Source organism: Streptomyces tirandamycinicus, from assembly GCF_003097515.1.
Classification (GTDB): domain Bacteria; phylum Actinomycetota; class Actinomycetes; order Streptomycetales; family Streptomycetaceae; genus Streptomyces; species Streptomyces tirandamycinicus.
Genome location: NZ_CP029188.1, coordinates 728,779 through 745,033, shown reverse-complemented (window position 1 = coordinate 745,033; position 16,255 = coordinate 728,779). Strand labels below are relative to the sequence as shown.

The window sequence follows — 16,255 nt, the reverse complement described above, 5'->3', positions numbered from 1 at the left end:
CCCAATGCCCTGATGCCCTGATGCCCTGATGCCCTGATGCCCTGATGCCCTGTGCCCATGTGACGTGTGCCCGTCCGGCTCGAGCCCGTCCGGCGCCAGGCCTCCCCCAGGGCAGGGAACGCGTACCACTTTCGGGTCCGGATCGTTGAGCTCTGCGGGTCGTCCACCCCGACCCCGTACACCCTGGCGGGAGGCCCCTCCGCGCCCGCAGGGCCGACGCCGACGTCCCCGGAGGACCCCGCATGACCACGCCGCCGCGCCCGACGTCGAGCCGCAGCCCCGATGGGGGCCTCCCCCCGCTCGCCGGAGGGAGCGAAGGGCCCGACGCGCTGCGGCCCCTCCTCGACGTGGTCCTGACCGCGCTCCGCACGGGGGCCGTCGCGCGGGGCGGGCCGCTGCCGCCCGGCGGTCCCCGGCACCTCGGCCGCTCCGTGGCGGAGACCGTCACCCCCGTGATCCCCGACCACGGCCGTGGCGCCGCGGAAGCGCTCCGCAGCCTCGTCGAGGCCGTCGCGTACGGCGCGGCCGACCCCGCCGACCCCCACTGCGTGGCACACCTCCACACCCCGCCCCTCGCGCTCGCCGTCGCCGCCGACCTGGCCGCGTCCGCGCTCAACCCGTCCCTGGACTCCTGGGACCAGGCGCCCGCCGCCTCCGCGCTGGAGGCCGAGGTGAGCCGTGCCCTGGCCGCCGAGGTGTATCCACGAGCCGCACGCCCCGACGCCCTCGTCACCACCGGAGGCACCGAGGCCAACCAGCTCGCCGTCCTCCTCGCCCGCGAGCACCACGGACCGGTCCGGATCGTCTGCGGTGCCGGCACCCACCACTCGGTGTACCGCTCCGCCTGGCTCCTCGGGCTGCCCGAACCCGTCACCGTCCCCGCCCCCGACGGCACCACCGACCTCGCCGCCCTCGGCGACGCCCTCACCGCCCTGCCCGACGGCCCCGTGCTCGTCACGGCCACCGCCGGCACCACCGACGCCGGCCTCGTCGACCCGCTCGACGGCATCGCGGACCTCTGCGAACGCCACGGCGCGGAACTGCACATCGACGCCGCCTACGGCGGGCCGCTGCTGTTCAGCCCCCGCCACCGGAACCTGCTGCGGGGGCTGGACCGCGCCCACTCCGTCACCTTCGACCTGCACAAACTGGGCTGGCAACCGGTCGCCGCCGGCATCCTCGCCGTCCCCGACAGCGCCCGGCTCACGCCGCTCGCCCACACCGCGGACTACCTCAACCCCGACGACGACACCGAGGCCGGGCTGCCCGACCTCCTCGGCCGCTCGCTGCGGACCACCCGCCGACCCGACATCCTCAAGATCGCCGTGACCCTCCGGGCCCTCGGGCGCGACGGCCTGGCGGACCTCGTCGACCGCACCCTCACCGCCGCCCGCGACTGCGCCGACCTCATCGAGAAGCACCCCGGCCTGGAACTCCACCGCAGACCCGTGCTGTCCACGGTCCTCTTCCGGCCCCGCGGCGCGAGCGACTCCGCCGTCGCCGGCCTCCGCCGCCGGCTCCTGCACGACGGCCGCGCCGTCCTCGGCCGCGCCCACGCGGACGGCAGGCTCTGGCTCAAGGCCACCCTGCTCAACCCCCACATCACCGCGCACGACCTCGACACCCTCATCGCACTCGTGGAAGGCAGCACCACCCGATGACCGGCACCCCCGCCCCCCTGCCCCACCAGCCCCACGACCTCGTCGGCATCGGCATCGGGCCCTTCAACCTCTCGCTGGCCGCCCTCGCCCACGGACTGCGGACCGGCAGCGCCGCGGACGGCCTCACCACCGCCTTCTACGACCAGCGCCCCGCGTTCCACTGGCACGCCGGACTGCTCATCGACGGCACCACCCTGCAGGTCCCGTTCCTCGCCGACCTCGTCACCCTCGCCGACCCCGCCAGCCCCTGGTCGTTCCTCGGCTACCTCAAGGACCACGACCGGCTCTTCCCCTTCTACTTCGCCGAGCGGTTCCACATCGAGCGCGCCGAGTACGACGCCTACTGCCGCTGGGTCAGCGACCGCCTGCCCGGACTCCACTTCGGGCACCAGGTCGACGCCGTCCGCTGGAACCCGGAACGCGCACTGTTCGAGGTCGACTTCACCCGGCTCGACCCGCACGGGGGAGCGGAGTCACTGGGCCGCGCCCACGCCCGGCACATCGCCGTGGGCATCGGCACCGAGCCCCATGTGCCGGAACCGCTGCGCCCCCTCGCCGACGCCCCGGGCGTCCCCGTGATCCACTCCGCCGACTACCTCGACCACCGCGAACGGCTCCTCGCCGCCGGGCACATCACCGTCATCGGTTCCGGCCAGTCCGGCGCCGAGGTCTTCCTCGACGTACTGCGCGCCCGGCCCGCCGGAGCCGAACGGGTCCACTGGCTGACCCGCACCGGCGCGTTCGCACCCATGGAGTACTCCAAGCTCGGCCTGGAGCACTTCACCCCCGACTACGTCCGCTACTTCCACGCCCTGCCGGAGACCGTGCGGGACGACCTCGTCCCCCGGCAGTGGCAACTCCACAAGGGCATCGACACCGGCACCATCGCCGCGATCCACGACGAGCTGTACCGGCGCACCCTGCACGGCGGCTGGCCCGACGCGGTCCTCACCCCCGGCGTACGGGTCCGCACCGCCGGCCGGGTCGCCACCACCAAGGTCGAACTGCACCTGGAGCACCTCCAGCAGGGCGCCCGCTCCCGGCTCATCACCGACGCCGTCGTCCTCGCCACCGGCTACCGCGAACGCCCCCTCGACCGGCTCCTCGTCGGCCTCGACCCCTACATGCGGCGCGACGCCTCCGGCCGGCCCCGCATCGACGAGCACTTCCGGCTCGGCCTGGACCCCGCGGTCACCGGATCCGTGTACGTGCAGAACGCGGAACGGCACACCCACGGAGTGGGCGCACCCGACCTCGGACTGGCCGCCTGGCGCAGCGCGACCATCCTCAACTCCCTCACCGGCAAGGAGCCCTACCCGCTGCCCCGCCGCACCGCCTTCACCAGCTTCGGACTCGAACGGCGCGAGGCGCCCGGCATTCCCGGCCAGGCGCCCCGGCTCACCCCGCTCGAGGAACGGCGCTAGCCACCACTCCCGGCAGGCCTCCCCGGCCGCCGGCCCCGGCGCGGGTCCCGACAGCCCCGCCCGGCCCCGCCCCGCGGGCGTACGGGCACCCCTGCCGGACCACGCCCTGGAGGAGCGGACGACGCCCTGGGAGAGCGGACCACGCCCGAGGAGACCGGACCACGCCCTAGAAGACCGGATCACCGTCCCGGGTCAGCCTCCAGCCCACCGACGCGAACGCCGCCGGGTCCACGGTGCCCTTCGCCCGCACCCACTGGATGATCGTGTTGCGGATCTCGTCCGAGTTCGACCACAGCTGCTCGGCCCTCGCGACATGCGGGAACGCGCCGCCGCCGGCGGCCCGGTAGTTGTTCACCGCCAGCACGAAACGCGCCGCCGGGTCGATCGGCGCGCCCTCGAAGGACAAGTCCACGATCCGCGACCCGGCCGGCTGCGCGATGTCGATGTCGTACGTCAGGCCCGACACCGCGTCGTAGTTGTAGTCCGGTATCCCGTCGGCGTTGGTCAGCTTCGCCGTGTCCACCGGCGCCCCGGCCGGCGTCCGCACGTAGTACCGCGCCGAGTACTCCAGATAGTCCTTGAGCTGGGCGCCGGTCATCAGCCGCGCCTCCAGCGTGTTCTCGAACGGATAGAGCCCGGCCGCGTCCCGGATCGTCACCTCCCCGGCGGGGATCGCCGCCGTGCGCGAGAAGCACGACGCCTGCGACAGCACCGGCAGCGCCGCCCACGGCCCGCCCGCCAGCGCCGCCAGCACCGTCTCCACCTGCACCTGGTTGATCAGATCGATGATCGGCTCGTCCTGCCACGGCGCCCGGGCCGTGGTCATCGCGGCCGTGGACGTCCCGATCACCTGGTTGACGTACGCGACGACCTTCTCGTGCTCGTCACCCAGCAGCCCGGTGATCCTCGGGTCCTCCGCGACCGTGTTGGAGTTGAGGACCTTCGCCCCCACCTTCGCCACCGTCCACCGGCCCCGCTCCCACACCAGGTCGAAGTCGAACAGGGTGAGCCGCTGGCCCCACTTCAGGGGCTCGGACAGCACGACCGGAGCGCCCGTCCGCCGGTTGGTGACCGTGTACTCGGCGATCTCGGTGTGCGCGTGCCCCACCAGGATCGCGTCGATCCCCGGCACCTGCTCGGCCACCAGCGCGGCCGCGTTCTCGATGTACGGCAGCTGGTCGCCGTACGAGGAGGTGCCGCTCGAACCGGAGTGCGCCGAGACGATCACCACGTCCGCGCCCATCGAGCGGAGCTTCGGCACCCACTTCGCCGCCTGCTCCTCCAGCCCCGGGAAGACCATCTTCCCGGCGACGTTGGCCTTGTCCCAGATCGCGATACCCGGGTTCGTCAGCCCCAGCACCGCCACCCGCACGTCGCGGCCGTACGGGGTGCGCAGCCGGTGCATGCTGTACGGGGGGAACGCCGGCCGCAGTGTCCTCGCGTCCAGGGCGTTGGCGCCCAGCAGCGGGAAGTCGCACTGCTCCTGGAACCTGCGCAGCACCGGGATGCCGTAGTTGAACTCGTGGTTGCCGAGCGCGGCCGCGTCGTAGCCGATGGCGTTCATCGCCTGCGCCATGGGATGCACGGGACCGCGGTGCGCGGTGATCGGGTCGACTTTGGCGTAGTAGTACGACAGTTGTGTGCCCTGGATCGTGTCGCCGGCGTCGATCAGCAGGGTGTTGCGGCGCCCCTTCTCCTCGCGCACCTGGTTCACCAGGGTGGAGATCTTGGCCAGCCCGACGTCGTTGTGGGCCTTGTCGTCGAATTCCCGGTCGGTGAAGTAGTCCCAGTTGAAGACGTTCCCGTGCAGGTCGGTGGTGCCCATCACGGTGAACGAGTACCGCTTGTGCCGCTCCGGGCGGCCATGGGCCACCGCGGGGGCGGCAAGGCCGCCCGCGATCGCCGCCCCGGCCCCCGCGGCGGCCGAACGGCCCAGGAACGTCCTGCGATTGACCGGCATGTGATCTCCCTTGTCCAGATGGCGCTACGCGCGTGGAACAACGCGCGTAGAGTCTGACGCAGGACGGCCCCGCGCGAAAGTGCCGGGGACCGGCCGGTGAGCGGCGCCGGGGACCGGCCGGCAGGCAGCACCGGGACCGGCCGATGAACGGTGCCGGAGACGACCGGTGGGGGTGCCGCAGGCGGCCAGTGAAGGTGCCGGAGGCGACCGGTGAGCGGTGCGACGGCAGCGGACCGCGGGACGGCCGGGGTGCACCCGACTGCTCAGAAGAGCGCCCTCCTGCACAATTCAATACTTGTCAAAAAGGCTTCATCGAATGGTTGTTGAGTAGTCATGCCCAACCAATTCTCTACCGATGGGTAAGACATAGGCTCGGACCATGCGCCGAGCAAAGATCGTCTGCACACTTGGGCCCTCCACCGACTCGTACGAGCAGATCAAGGCACTCGTGGAAGCCGGAATGGACGTCGCCCGCCTGAACCTCAGCCACGGCACCTGCGCCGATCACGAGGAGCGCTACCGGCACGTCCGCAAGGCATCGGACGAGACCGGCCGCAGCGTCGGCGTCCTCGCCGACCTTCAAGGCCCGAAGATCCGCCTCGGCCGGTTCCGCGAAGGCCCCGTACTCCTTGAACGCGGTGAGCAGTTCACCATCACCGTCGAACCCGTCGAAGGCGACCGCGACATCTGCGGCACCACCCACGCCGGCCTCGCCGAAGACGTCACCCCCGGAGAGCGCATCCTCGTCGACGACGGCCGTGTCTCGCTGGAAGTCACCGCGGTCGACGGCCCCCGCGTCCACACCACCGTCGTCGAAGGCGGCGTCATCTCCGACCACAAGGGCCTCAACCTCCCCGGAGTCGCCGTCTCCGTCCCCGCCCTCTCCGAGAAGGACGTCGAAGACCTCCGCTGGGCCATCAGAACCGGCGCCGACGTCATCGCCCTCTCGTTCGTCCGCAGCGGCCGCGACATCGAGGACGTCCACCGCGTCATGGACGAGGAAGGCCGCCGCCTCCCCGTCATCGCGAAGATCGAGAAGCCCCAGGCCGTCGACGACATCGACGGCATCGTCGCCGCCTTCGACGGCATCATGGTCGCCCGCGGCGACCTCGGCGTCGAGATGCCCCTGGAACGGGTCCCCCTCGTCCAGAAGCGGGCCATCACACTCGCCCGGCGCAACGCCAAGCCCGTCATCGTCGCCACCCAGATGCTCGACTCGATGATCGACAACTCCCGGCCCACCCGCGCCGAGGCCTCCGACGTCGCCAACGCCGTCATCGACGGCACCGACGCGGTGATGCTCTCCGGCGAGACCAGCGTCGGCAAGTACCCCGTCGAGACCGTCCGCACGATGAGCCGCATCGTCGAGGCCGCCGAGCAGGAGCTCCTCGCCAAGGGACTCCCCCCGCTGACCGAAAGCGGCAAACCCCGCACCCAGGGTGGTTCCGTCGCCCGGGCCGCCGCCGAGATCGGCGACTTCCTCGGCGCCGGGTTCCTCGTCGCCTTCACCCAGTCCGGCGACACCGTACGACGCCTCTCCCGCTACCGCTCACCCATCCCGCTCCTCGCCTTCACCCCCGACCCCGCCACCCGCTCCCGGCTCAGCCTCACCTGGGGCGTCGAAACCTTCCTCGGCCCCCGCGTCGACTCCACCGACGCGATGGTCGCCCAAGTCGACGAGGAACTCCTGCGCATCGGCCGCTGCAAGCGCGGCGACACCGTCGTCATCACCGCCGGATCCCCGCCCGGAGTCGCCGGCTCCACCAACCTCGTACGCGTCCACCACATCGGCGAGGACGACATCCAGCGCCCCTGACGGCGGCCGCTCCGCGACCATCCGGTGTGTTTGTGCCGACCCGCCCTGGGCAGTCGGCCCACAAGAGGCCCCGACAGCGGGGCCCGCCGACGACGGACGCATGCGGAGGTCCGGATGTCCACAGGAACACTCATCGCCATCATCGTCCCGATCGTGGTCGTCCTGCTCCTCGTCGCGGTGGCGGTACGGCTGGCCGGCCGCCGGCGCCGCCTCCGGGAGCGCTTCGGCCCCGAGTACGACCGCACCGTCGAATCCGGTGACAGCAGGCGCGCCGCCGAGCGCGAACTCCGCTCCAGGGAAGAGCGGCACGCCGACCTCGACATCCGGGAACTGCCCGCGGAGGCCCGGGACCGCTACGCCGCGGAATGGACCGCGGTGCAGGAACGCTTCGTCGACGAGCCCTCCCGGTGCGTCGACGACGCCGACCGGCTCGTCACCCGGCTCATGAGCGACCGCGGCTACCCCACGGAAGGCTACGAACAGCAGGTCAGGGACCTCTCCGTCGAACACGGGGACACCCTGGAGCACTACCGGTCCGCCCACGACATCGGCCTGCGCAACAGGGAAGGCCGGGCGACCACCGAGGAACTGCGCGGAGCCATGGTGCACTACCGCGCCCTCTTCCAGGAACTGCTCGGCGCGCCCCCCGCGACCCCGGGGCCGGCCGCCGACACCCGGCGACGCCACGACGCCGCCTGACACCGCGACGTACGAGGTGACATCCCATGCGAGACCCCGAGCACATCGACGACACGAGCCGGAGCGGCCTCACGACCGACGACCTGGCACATCCCAGGACCGGTGGTTCCCCCCGGGGATCCGGCACCGAGGCCGGCACCGGCGACCGCCACCCGCCCACGTTCCCCGGCGAGGCGACGGCACTCCCCGGGGACGGCGGCGAGGCCCCCGCGGCGGGACGCGACCGCCCCGCGGAGCCGTCCGGCGCTGAAGCGCCCGGCACCGAAGAGGCGGCGGACCGTGAATCCATGCCGGACCGTCACGACATGGACCGCGACGATACGGACCCCGAAGCGGCGGAACGTCACGGCGTCGAGCGGGACGCCGCGGACCGTGCAGCCGCGGACCGCCGGGCCGCACCGGACGGCGCGGCCGGGGAGGACCGGGCCCCCGGGACGGGACCCGGGCCGGCAGACCCCGAGCCCGCGGGCCCCGGAACGGCGGACGGGCGGCCGGCGCCCGACCGCGGCACGCCCCTGATCGCCGGCGAGGACGCCGAGAGCTACCGCGACCGCTGGCAGCAGATCCAGGCGAACTTCGTCGACGACCCCCGGGACTCCGTCCGGGCCGCCGACTCCCTTGTCGCCGATGTCATCCAGTCCCTCGCGGCGACCTTCGCCGACCACAAGCAGGACCTCGAGTCCCAGTGGAGCCGGGGCGAGGACACGGAGACGGAGGGGCTCCGCGTCGCCCTGCAGCGCTACCGCGTCTTCTTCAACCAGCTCCTCGACGCCTGACACCGCAGACGGCGCGCATCGGGCCCGCCCGCTAGTACTTGGGCCCGATGTGCGCGTCCATGAGCGCGACGGACTCCCGCCGGGCGACGGAGACCGTGACGGCAGCTCGGCTCTGACGGAGCGTCCGCCATTCCACTCCGAGCCCGTCGAGGGTGTCGGTGTAGATCTTCACGATGTCGGTGGACGTGTTGGTGAAGAAGTAGCGCGGGTATTCGTAGCGTTTGCGTTCTCCCCCGACGACGCGGGTGGTCCAGTTGGTGACACGACAGCCGTCGGAGTGGACGAGCCCTCGCACGAGTTCCCATGGATGATCGTCGACGATGCGCTGCTGCCAGTCGTCGAGAGAGATCGGGCGTTTGTGCTTCCTGCCGGGACCGTGCTGCGGGAAGAGGCATGTCCAGTGCCGTCCGTAGCTCGTGACCATGACGCAACCCTGCTTCTGCAGCAGGTACGCCTTGTCCTCCGGCCGCACCGACGTGATGGCCGTGCGGCAGGCTTCGATCAGTCCCGGCCAGGCGTCGGCGCAGGCGATCCGCAGGTGGTGGCCGCCGCGAGGGTGGGCACTGATGCATCCGTCGCCGAGGTACAGCCCGAGAAGGTAGGAGTAGGCGGGGGTATCCCGGGGTGCCGTGGGCTCCGCCCGGCAGCGCGGGCAGGGCGCCGCCCGGCGGAGCAGACGGGGGAGTGGCTCGATCCGCACCTGCCAGGCACGGATCGCGGCACGTGATATCCCCGTCTCCTTGCTGACGGAGTTCAGGCTGCGACCGGCCGCGACCAGTGCCAGCGCGTGCTTGCGCACCCCGATGTCGTACATGTGCACGAGATTGGCTCACCGAGGCGGGTCGTGCCGGCTCTCGGGGCGCCTTTCACAAGGTCGGGTGATTTCTGCGAGATCAGATGGTGACCTTGGAAGTGAAGGAAAAGTGCCCCGGGTCGGATTCGAACCGACACTGTATGGGTTTTGAATCCATTGCCTGCTGCCAGTTGGGCTACCGGGGCTAGCAGAATCGAAGGTATCCCCTGACCCTCTGCGCGTCCACCATACCGCAGCTAGGTAGGCTCATGGGCAGCAGCACCAGCCCCGCACCGAGGAGCTCCCGTGACCGCCCCCGAGCCGCCCCAGCCCGTCGCCGACGACGGCAACGCGTCGCATGTCCCGCCGATGACGACCCGTGTCGTCATCGCTGAGGACGAGGCCCTGATCCGCCTCGACCTGAAAGAGATGCTGGAGGAAGAGGGGTACACGGTCGTCGGCGAGGCCGGGGACGGGCAGCGGGCCGTGGAGCTCGCCCGCGAGCAGCGGCCGGATCTGGTGATCCTCGACGTGAAGATGCCGGTGCTCGACGGGATTTCCGCGGCCGAGAAGATCGCGGAGGAGTCGATCGCGCCGGTCCTGATGCTGACCGCGTTCTCCCAGCGGGATCTCGTCGAGCGCGCGCGGGACGCCGGGGCGATGGCGTACCTGGTGAAGCCGTTCAGCAAGAGCGACGTGGTGCCGGCGATCGAGATGGCGGTGTCGCGGTTCGCGGAGCTGCGTGCGCTGGAGAAGGAGGTCGCGGATCTCGCCCAGCGGCTGGAGACGCGGAAGCTGGTGGACCGGGCGAAGAGCGTTCTGCAGACGCAGTACGGGCTGACCGAGCCGGCCGCGTTCCGGTGGATCCAGAAGACGTCGATGGACCGCCGGCTGTCGATGCAGCAGGTCGCGGAGGCGGTCATCGAGGACGCCGAGGAGAAGAAGGCGGCCAGGGGGCAGGACCGGGAGTAGTCCGTCCGGCAGCGCCGTCGGCGTGCGGCGGGCACCCGAGGCCGGCGCTGGTGGACGGAGGAGGCCCGCACCCCGGCGGTTTGCGGTGTGCGGGCCTCCGGTGTCTCCCGATGCGGGTCAGTCCTCGCCGAGGTAGGCCTTGCGGACGGACTCGTCGTGGAGCAGGTCCTGTCCGCTGCCTGAGAGGACGACCTTGCCGATCTCCATGACATGGCCGTGGTCGGCCAGGGAGAGCGCGGCCTGGGCGTTCTGCTCGACGAGCAGGATGGTGGTGCCCTGCGCCTTGAGCTCGGCGATGGTCGCCATGATCTTCTGCATCATGATCGGAGAGAGGCCCATGGAGGGCTCGTCGAGCATGAGCAGCTTCGGCTGGGACATCAGGGCCCGGCCCATGGCGAGCATCTGCTGCTCACCGCCGGAGAGCGTGCCGGCCGCCTGCTTCCTGCGTTCGCCCAGGATGGGGAAGAGGTCGTAGGCGCGCTGGACGTCCTTGGCGATGCCTTCCTTGTCGTTGCGGAGGAAGGCGCCGAGAAGGAGGTTGTCCTCGATCGTCATGCGCGGGAAGATGTGCCGGCCCTCGGGGGAGTGGGCGAGCCCGAGCGAGACGATCTGGTGGGCGGGGACCTTGCGCAGCGACCTGCCGTTGAACTTGATCTGTCCGCCGACGGGCTTGAGGAGCCCGGAGATGGTGCGCAGGGTGGTGGTCTTGCCGGCGCCGTTGGTGCCGATGAGGGTGACGACCTCGCCCGCTTCGACCTTGAACGAGATGCCCTTGACGGCCTCGATCTTGCCGTAGGCGATGCGCAGGTCCTCGACCTCGAGAAGTGCGGTCATCAGTCGTTCTCCTTGCGGGTACCGGAGGCCTGGGCGGTGCCGGTGCCGGTGCCGGTGCCAGTGCCGGTGTCAGCGTCGGCGGTCGCTTCCGGCGCGTCGGCGTGGGGCGCGGCCGGTGCGTCGGCTCCGCTGCCGCCGTCCGAGTCCGAGTCCGAGTCCGAGTCCGAGTCCGCGTCCGTGTCCGCGTCCGAGTCCGCCACTGCGGCCGTGGTTCCGTCCGCAGTTGCCCCGGCCCCGGTGGCTTCCGTCTCCGTCCGGGCCTGCGCCCCCGTCTCGGCCTCCGTCTCCGCAGCGGTGGCTTCGGCGGCGGCCTCGGCCCGGGCGACCTCTTCGGCCTCCTCAGCGCCGGGCGCGCCCTCGAAGGGTTCGCCCAGGTAGGCGGCGATGACGCGTTCGTCGCTCTGCACGGTCTGGCTGTCGCCCTCGACGAGCTTCTCGCCCTGGACGAGTACGGCGACCCGGTCGCAGAGGTTCATGATGAAGCGCATGTCGTGCTCGATGACGAGGACGGCGATGCCCATGTCGCGGATGGCGAAGACCAGTTCCTCGGTGGCCCGGGTCTCCTGCGGGTTCATGCCGGCGGTGGGCTCGTCGAGGAGGAGCAGTCCGGGCTCGCTCGCGAGTGCCCGGGCGATCTCCAGCTTGCGCTGCTCACCGTAGGGCAGGTTGCGGGCGAGGTGATCGGCCTTGCCCGCCAGGCCGACGAACTCGAGAAGTTCCATGGCCCTCTTGCGGGAGGCGGCTTCGGCCTTGTGGAAGCCGGGGCCGCGCAGCAGGGCCGACCAGAGTCCCTCCTTGGTCCGGGTGTGCCGGCCGACCAGGACGTTCTCCAGCACCGTCATGTTGCTGAAGAGGCGGATGTTCTGGAAGGTACGGGCGATGCCGGCTGCGGTGACCTTGAAGGACTTCGGCGGCAGGACCGTGCCCTTGTACCGGACCTCGCCCTCGGTGGGGATGTAGAGACCGGTGAGGCAGTTGAAGAAGGTGGTCTTGCCGGCTCCGTTGGGGCCGATGAGACCGACGATCTCACCGCTTCTGACCGTGAGGTCGACGGAGCGCACTGCCGTGAGGCCGCCGAAGCGCATGGTGACGCCGCGGGCGTCGAGGACCGTCTCACCCGCGGGGGCGGACGCGGTCGCCTTCGTGATCGTGTCGGTGGTCATGTTCAGGCACCTGCCTTGGTGAGGGTGGCGGGCGCTTCCTCGTTCCCGTGGAACTCGAGCTGACGGCGGCGGTTGGGGATGAGGCCCTCGGGGCGGAAGCGCATCAGCAGGATGAGCGCGAGCCCGAAGGCGAGCAGCTGGTAGTCGCCGAGGAACTGGAGCTTGTTGGGGATGAGGTAGAGCAGGGCGGCGCCCACGAGCGGGCCGGCCATGGTGCCCATGCCGCCGAGGACGACCGCGGCCAGCAGGAACGCCGAGTTCGGTGGGACGGGCCAGGCGAAGAGGTACTGCTCGGGCGTCACGGTGTAGGTGACGTGGGCCTGGACGGTGCCGGCGAGTCCGGCGAGCGAGGCGCCGAGTGCGAAGGCGATCAGCTTGACGCGGAAGCCGTTGATGCCCATGGCGAGCGCCGCGGTCTCGTCCTCGCGGATGGCGACCCAGGCACGGCCGATGCGGGAGTCGCCGCTGCGCCGGAAGACGAGGACGACGACTGCCATGATCAGCAGCATCAGGAAGAAGTAGTTGGCGAACCGGCCGATGGTGAATCCGGCGATGGTGTGCTCGGCGCCGAAGTCGAACCCGAGGATGTTGAGGTTCGGGATGGACGCGATGCCGTTGGAGCCGTTGGTGATGTCGGGTCCGGAGGTGCCGTCGGTGTTCATCACGGTGATGCGGAAGATCTCGCCGAAGCCGAGGGTGACGATGGCGAGGTAGTCGCCGCGCAGCCGCAGCGTCGGGGCGCCGATGAGGACGCCGAAGACGAGGGAGGCACCCGCCCCGACGAGTACGGCGGCCCAGAAGGGGAAGTGGACGCCGAACGGCGATGTCGGGGCGCCGGACACCAGGGCGGCGGCGTAGGCGCCGACGCCGAGGAAGGCGACGTAGCCGAGGTCGAGGAGACCGGCGAGGCCGACGACGATGTTCAGCCCGAGGGCGACGGTGGCGAAGATCAGGATGTAGACGCCGATGGTGGCGAACTGGTCGTCGCTCTGGGTGAAGGGGAAGAGTGCCGCGGCGATGAACGCCCCGGCGATGGTGAGGTTCTGGTGCTTGCCGGTGAGCTGGGTGGCGCGTGCGATCAGCCCCGCCTTGGTGAGGGCGGCGAACCCGAAGCCGGCGGTGATCAGGAACCCGATGAAGAGCTCGTCGTACTCGGTGCCGATGCCGTAGGTGAAGACGCCGAGTGCGAGTGCGAGGACACCGCTGATGATCAGGATCTCGAGGTACGACGGCAGGGGGCGCAGGGGGGCCGGCGTCCCGGCGGAGAGGGCGGCCCTGAACACGCTCCATCCGTTGCCCAGTTGGTGGGCGAACTTGTCCCAGCCGGTGTCCTCGGGGTCGGCGGGGTGCAGGACGGGCCGCTCGAAGGGCAGGGCGAACGCGCCCACCAGCGCGGTGAGGGTGGCCACGCCGACGACGGCGCCGCCGGGTTCGAGGTTGATCGGGCCGCCGAGCTGGATGCTGATGGCGGCGATGGTGTACCAGGCGGTGCCGAAGGCCGCGAGGGCGGAGAGCCTGAGGGCGGCGTCGGCACCGGCCGGCGCGAGCCAGCGGGTGCCCTTGACTCCGTACGACGCGAGGGCGAACAGCGTGGTGAGGGCACCGGTGACGAGCACCTGCCACTGGAGCCCGCCGGGGTAGCCGTAGACCGTGAGGTCCCCGGGGAAGGCGGACGTCCACGTCCAGGCGAGGAAGGCGCTGAGGACCGTCAGGACGCCGCCGCCGGTGGCGAGTACGCGTGCCGTGCGCTCGGGCAGCGGGATGAGGGCGGTGCGCCCGGGCAGCTGCCGGGTGCCGGCGGCTGCCGTGGTGCTGGTCTGTGTGGTCATGGTGCTCACGCCCTGTCCGCGACGCGCTCGCCCAGAAGACCCTGGGGCCGGAAGAGGAGCACGAGGATGAGGAGTACGAAGGCCCAGACGTCGGCCCAGGACTGGCCGCCGAGCTGCTGCATGCCGGGGATGTGGTTGATGTAGGCGGTGGCCATGGTCTCGGCGATGCCGAGGACGAGGCCGCCGATCATGGCGCCGTAGATGTTGCCGATACCGCCGAGGACGGCGGCGGTGAAGGCCTTGAGTCCGAGGAGGAAGCCCATCTTGTAGTCGACGATGCCGTACTTGAGGCCGTAGGCGACTGCTCCGACCGCGGCGAACACGGCGCCCAGGGCGAAGGCGATCACGATGATGCGGTCCGTGTTGACGCCCATGAGCTTGGCGGTGTCGGGGTCCTGGGCGGTGGCCTGCATGCCGCGCCCGGTGCGGGTGCGGTTCACGAAGTAGGCCAGGACGGCCATGCAGACGGGGGCGGCGATCAGCAGGAAGACGTCGCCGGTCTGGATGGTGACGTTGCCGATGTGGAAGGGGCCGCCGGACAGCTGGGGGAAGGTACGCGCGGACTTGGCTTCCGGGTACCAGGCCCAGACCGCTTGCTGGAGGGCGAGGGAGAGCCCGATCGCGGTGATCAGGGGGGCCAGCCGTGGGCCGCCGCGCAGGGGCCGGTAGGCGAAGCGTTCCGCGCCGATGGCGACGGTGGTGGCGACGAGGACGGCGCCGATGATCATGAGTGGCAGGGCCACCCACATGGTGGTGCCGCCGGGCAGGATCAGCCAGACGGTGAGGGCGCCGAAGCCCCCGGTCATGAAGATCTCGCCGTGGGCGAAGTTGATGAGCTGGACGATGCCGTAGACCATCGTGTAGCCAATGGCGACCAGCCCGTACATGGATCCTAGGAGCAGGCCGTTGACCAGCTGCTGCGGCAGTTCGTTCACCGCATTGTCCTCCGAGACTGTGGACGGGTGTGAGTCCGCGCGGGGCGCTGGGTGCAGCGCCCCGCGCGGTCAGGGTGTGCGGAGTGGGATTCGCCGGGTCAGCCGGTGAAGGTTCCGGACTCGACGGGCTTGTGCTTGCCGCCCTCGACCGTGTAGACGGTGAGCTGCTTGTTGGTGGTGTCGCCGAACTCGTCGAACGAGACCTTGCCGGTCACACCGTCGAAGGAGACGCTCTGCATGGCCTCGACGACCTTGGCGCGGGCGTCGTCCGGGAGCTTGCCGTCGTTGTCGTCGACGACCTTCTTGATCGCCTCGATGATCGCCCAGGTGGAGTCGTAGGCGTAGCCGCCGTAGGCCTCGTACGCCTCCTTGTAGTTGGCGTTCTTGTAGTTGGCCAGGAACTCCTTGGCGGAGTCGAGCTCCTCGATGGGCGCGCCGACCGAGGTGGCGATGTCGCCGGCGGAGCCGGCGCCCGCGAGCTTGATGTACTCGGCGCTGTAGAGGGCGTCGCCGCCCGCGACGACGACCTTGGCGCCCGCGTCCTTGATCTGCTTGCTCAGCGGGCCGCCGGCCGGGTACTCGCCGCCGTAGTAGACGACGTCCGCGCCGGAGTTCTTGACCTTGGTCGCGACGGCGCTGAAGTCCTTCGCCTCCGGGTTGACGTGGTCGGTGCCGACGATCTTGCCGCCGAGCTTCTCGAACTCGGCCTTGAAGGTCGCGGCGAGGCCCGCTCCGTAGGTCTTCTTGTCGTCGATGAGGAAGGCCTTGGTCTTCTTGGCCTTGTTGACGATGTACTGCGCCGCGAACGGGCCCTGGATGGCGTCCGTGGTGGCGGTGCGGAAGTACGCCTTGTAGGGGCGGTTCTTGTCCCCGGTGTTCCAGTTCGGGCCCTGGGTCAGCGCCGGGTTGGTGTTGGCCGGGGAGACCTGGACGAGCTTGGCGTCGTCGAAGACCTTCTGCATCGACTCCGCGACGGAGGAGTTGAGCGGGCCGACCACGCCGAGGACGTCCTTGTCCGCGACGAGCTTGGTGGCGTTCTGCTGGCCCGACGACGGCTGGGCCTGGTCGTCGAGGGCCTCGATCTTGAAGGTGACGCCCTTGACGTACTTCTTCTCGTTGGCCTGCTTGGCGGCGAGGTCCACGGAGTTCTTGATTCCGAGACCGAGCGCGGAGAGGTCGCCGGTCAGCGGCGCGTCGACCCCGATGACCACGGTGGTGTCGCCACCGGCCGCCGAGTCTCCGCCCTTGTCGTCGCGCGAGCCACAGGCGGTAAGGGTGAGTGCCCCCGCGGCAAGAGCAGCGGTCATGGCTATGAGCGAACGTTGACGCACGAATCTGGTCCTTTCACCTGGCACGGCTGCTCCTCCATGGAGCGCCGAGTCGAGCGCTGGAG

The 16,255-nt window shown here is 70.7% G+C and carries 13 protein-coding genes and 1 tRNA gene; 6 read left to right on the top strand and 8 right to left on the bottom strand.

The features are described 5' to 3' along the window. Positions 1-242: 242 nt before the first annotated feature. Both DDW44_RS03265 and DDW44_RS03260 read left to right on the top strand, forming a co-directional pair. Positions 243-1,661 (top strand): pyridoxal phosphate-dependent decarboxylase family protein, encoded by a 1,419-nt coding sequence (locus DDW44_RS03265; protein WP_240800398.1) that lies wholly within the window; start codon positions 243-245, stop codon positions 1,659-1,661. Next, positions 1,658-3,085, top strand: coding sequence for a lysine N(6)-hydroxylase/L-ornithine N(5)-oxygenase family protein (locus DDW44_RS03260; protein WP_017947527.1), 1,428 nt, complete (start codon positions 1,658-1,660; stop codon positions 3,083-3,085). Before DDW44_RS03265 ends, DDW44_RS03260 begins: the two co-directional genes overlap by 4 nt. Before the next feature lie 166 nt (positions 3,086-3,251). On the opposite strand, the gene DDW44_RS03255 is transcribed toward DDW44_RS03260, so the two are convergent. After that, positions 3,252-5,045 (bottom strand): bifunctional metallophosphatase/5'-nucleotidase, encoded by a 1,794-nt coding sequence (locus DDW44_RS03255; protein WP_108905469.1) that lies wholly within the window; start codon positions 5,043-5,045, stop codon positions 3,252-3,254. A gap of 379 nt (positions 5,046-5,424) precedes the next feature. On the opposite strand from DDW44_RS03255, the gene pyk reads away from it, so the two are divergent. From pyk to DDW44_RS03240, 3 genes are all read left to right on the top strand, one after another. Continuing rightward, positions 5,425-6,861, top strand: coding sequence for a pyruvate kinase (gene pyk / locus DDW44_RS03250; protein ID WP_108905468.1), 1,437 nt, complete (start codon positions 5,425-5,427; stop codon positions 6,859-6,861). A gap of 114 nt (positions 6,862-6,975) precedes the next feature. Then, positions 6,976-7,560, top strand: coding sequence for a hypothetical protein (locus tag DDW44_RS03245; RefSeq protein ID WP_018890299.1), 585 nt, complete (start codon positions 6,976-6,978; stop codon positions 7,558-7,560). A 26-nt stretch (positions 7,561-7,586) separates the two neighbouring features. Beyond that, complete coding sequence (locus tag DDW44_RS03240; protein WP_108905467.1) at positions 7,587-8,336, top strand: hypothetical protein; 750 nt, start codon at positions 7,587-7,589, stop codon at positions 8,334-8,336. A 31-nt stretch (positions 8,337-8,367) separates the two neighbouring features. On the opposite strand, the gene DDW44_RS03235 is transcribed toward DDW44_RS03240, so the two are convergent. Then, positions 8,368-9,150 (bottom strand): helix-turn-helix domain-containing protein, encoded by a 783-nt coding sequence (locus DDW44_RS03235; RefSeq protein ID WP_108905466.1) that lies wholly within the window; start codon positions 9,148-9,150, stop codon positions 8,368-8,370. A 110-nt stretch (positions 9,151-9,260) separates the two neighbouring features. Further along, positions 9,261-9,335, bottom strand: a tRNA-Leu gene (locus tag DDW44_RS03230). Between the two features lie 100 nt (positions 9,336-9,435). Here DDW44_RS03230 and DDW44_RS03225 point away from each other — a divergent pair. Beyond that, a complete protein-coding gene (locus DDW44_RS03225) occupies positions 9,436-10,101 on the top strand; it encodes an ANTAR domain-containing response regulator (RefSeq protein WP_108905465.1) in 666 nt (221 codons plus the stop codon). A gap of 117 nt (positions 10,102-10,218) precedes the next feature. Here DDW44_RS03225 and DDW44_RS03220 read toward each other — a convergent pair whose 3' ends face one another. From DDW44_RS03220 to DDW44_RS03200, 5 genes are all read right to left on the bottom strand, one after another. After that, the gene (locus DDW44_RS03220) at positions 10,219-10,935 is read right to left on the bottom strand and encodes an ABC transporter ATP-binding protein (protein ID WP_027731607.1); all 717 of its coding nucleotides are present in this window, start codon (positions 10,933-10,935) and stop codon (positions 10,219-10,221) included. Further along, positions 10,935-12,098 carry an ABC transporter ATP-binding protein gene (locus DDW44_RS03215; protein ID WP_108905464.1) on the bottom strand — a complete coding sequence of 388 codons (1,164 nt, stop codon included), beginning with the start codon at positions 12,096-12,098 and terminating at the stop codon, positions 10,935-10,937. Before DDW44_RS03215 ends, DDW44_RS03220 begins: the two co-directional genes overlap by 1 nt. A 2-nt stretch (positions 12,099-12,100) precedes the next feature. After that, on the bottom strand, positions 12,101-13,927 hold the full coding sequence (locus DDW44_RS03210) for a branched-chain amino acid ABC transporter permease (protein WP_108908713.1): 1,827 nt from the start codon (positions 13,925-13,927) through the stop codon (positions 12,101-12,103). A 5-nt stretch (positions 13,928-13,932) separates the two neighbouring features. Next, the gene (locus DDW44_RS03205; RefSeq protein WP_027731610.1) at positions 13,933-14,862 is read right to left on the bottom strand and encodes a branched-chain amino acid ABC transporter permease; all 930 of its coding nucleotides are present in this window, start codon (positions 14,860-14,862) and stop codon (positions 13,933-13,935) included. 98 nt (positions 14,863-14,960) lie between these two features. After that, positions 14,961-16,193 carry a branched-chain amino acid ABC transporter substrate-binding protein gene (locus tag DDW44_RS03200; RefSeq protein WP_026281733.1) on the bottom strand — a complete coding sequence of 411 codons (1,233 nt, stop codon included), beginning with the start codon at positions 16,191-16,193 and terminating at the stop codon, positions 14,961-14,963. Positions 16,194-16,255: the final 62 nt, after the last annotated feature.

Excerpts from the sequence above, each read along its gene's own strand:
- DDW44_RS03245 (WP_018890299.1), top strand. The coding sequence starts at position 6,976 with ATGTCCACAGGAACACTCATCGCCATCATCGTCCCGATCGTGGTCGTC.
- pyk (WP_108905468.1), top strand. The coding sequence starts at position 5,425 with ATGCGCCGAGCAAAGATCGTCTGCACACTTGGGCCCTCCACCGACTCG.
- DDW44_RS03260 (WP_017947527.1), top strand. The coding sequence starts at position 1,658 with ATGACCGGCACCCCCGCCCCCCTGCCCCACCAGCCCCACGACCTCGTC.
- DDW44_RS03255 (WP_108905469.1), bottom strand. The coding sequence starts at position 5,045 with ATGCCGGTCAATCGCAGGACGTTCCTGGGCCGTTCGGCCGCCGCGGGG.
- DDW44_RS03235 (WP_108905466.1), bottom strand. The coding sequence starts at position 9,150 with ATGTACGACATCGGGGTGCGCAAGCACGCGCTGGCACTGGTCGCGGCC.
- DDW44_RS03265 (WP_240800398.1), top strand. The coding sequence starts at position 243 with ATGACCACGCCGCCGCGCCCGACGTCGAGCCGCAGCCCCGATGGGGGC.
- DDW44_RS03210 (WP_108908713.1), bottom strand. The coding sequence starts at position 13,927 with ATGACCACACAGACCAGCACCACGGCAGCCGCCGGCACCCGGCAGCTG.
- DDW44_RS03240 (WP_108905467.1), top strand. The coding sequence starts at position 7,587 with ATGCGAGACCCCGAGCACATCGACGACACGAGCCGGAGCGGCCTCACG.
- DDW44_RS03215 (WP_108905464.1), bottom strand. The coding sequence starts at position 12,098 with ATGACCACCGACACGATCACGAAGGCGACCGCGTCCGCCCCCGCGGGT.
- DDW44_RS03220 (WP_027731607.1), bottom strand. The coding sequence starts at position 10,935 with ATGACCGCACTTCTCGAGGTCGAGGACCTGCGCATCGCCTACGGCAAG.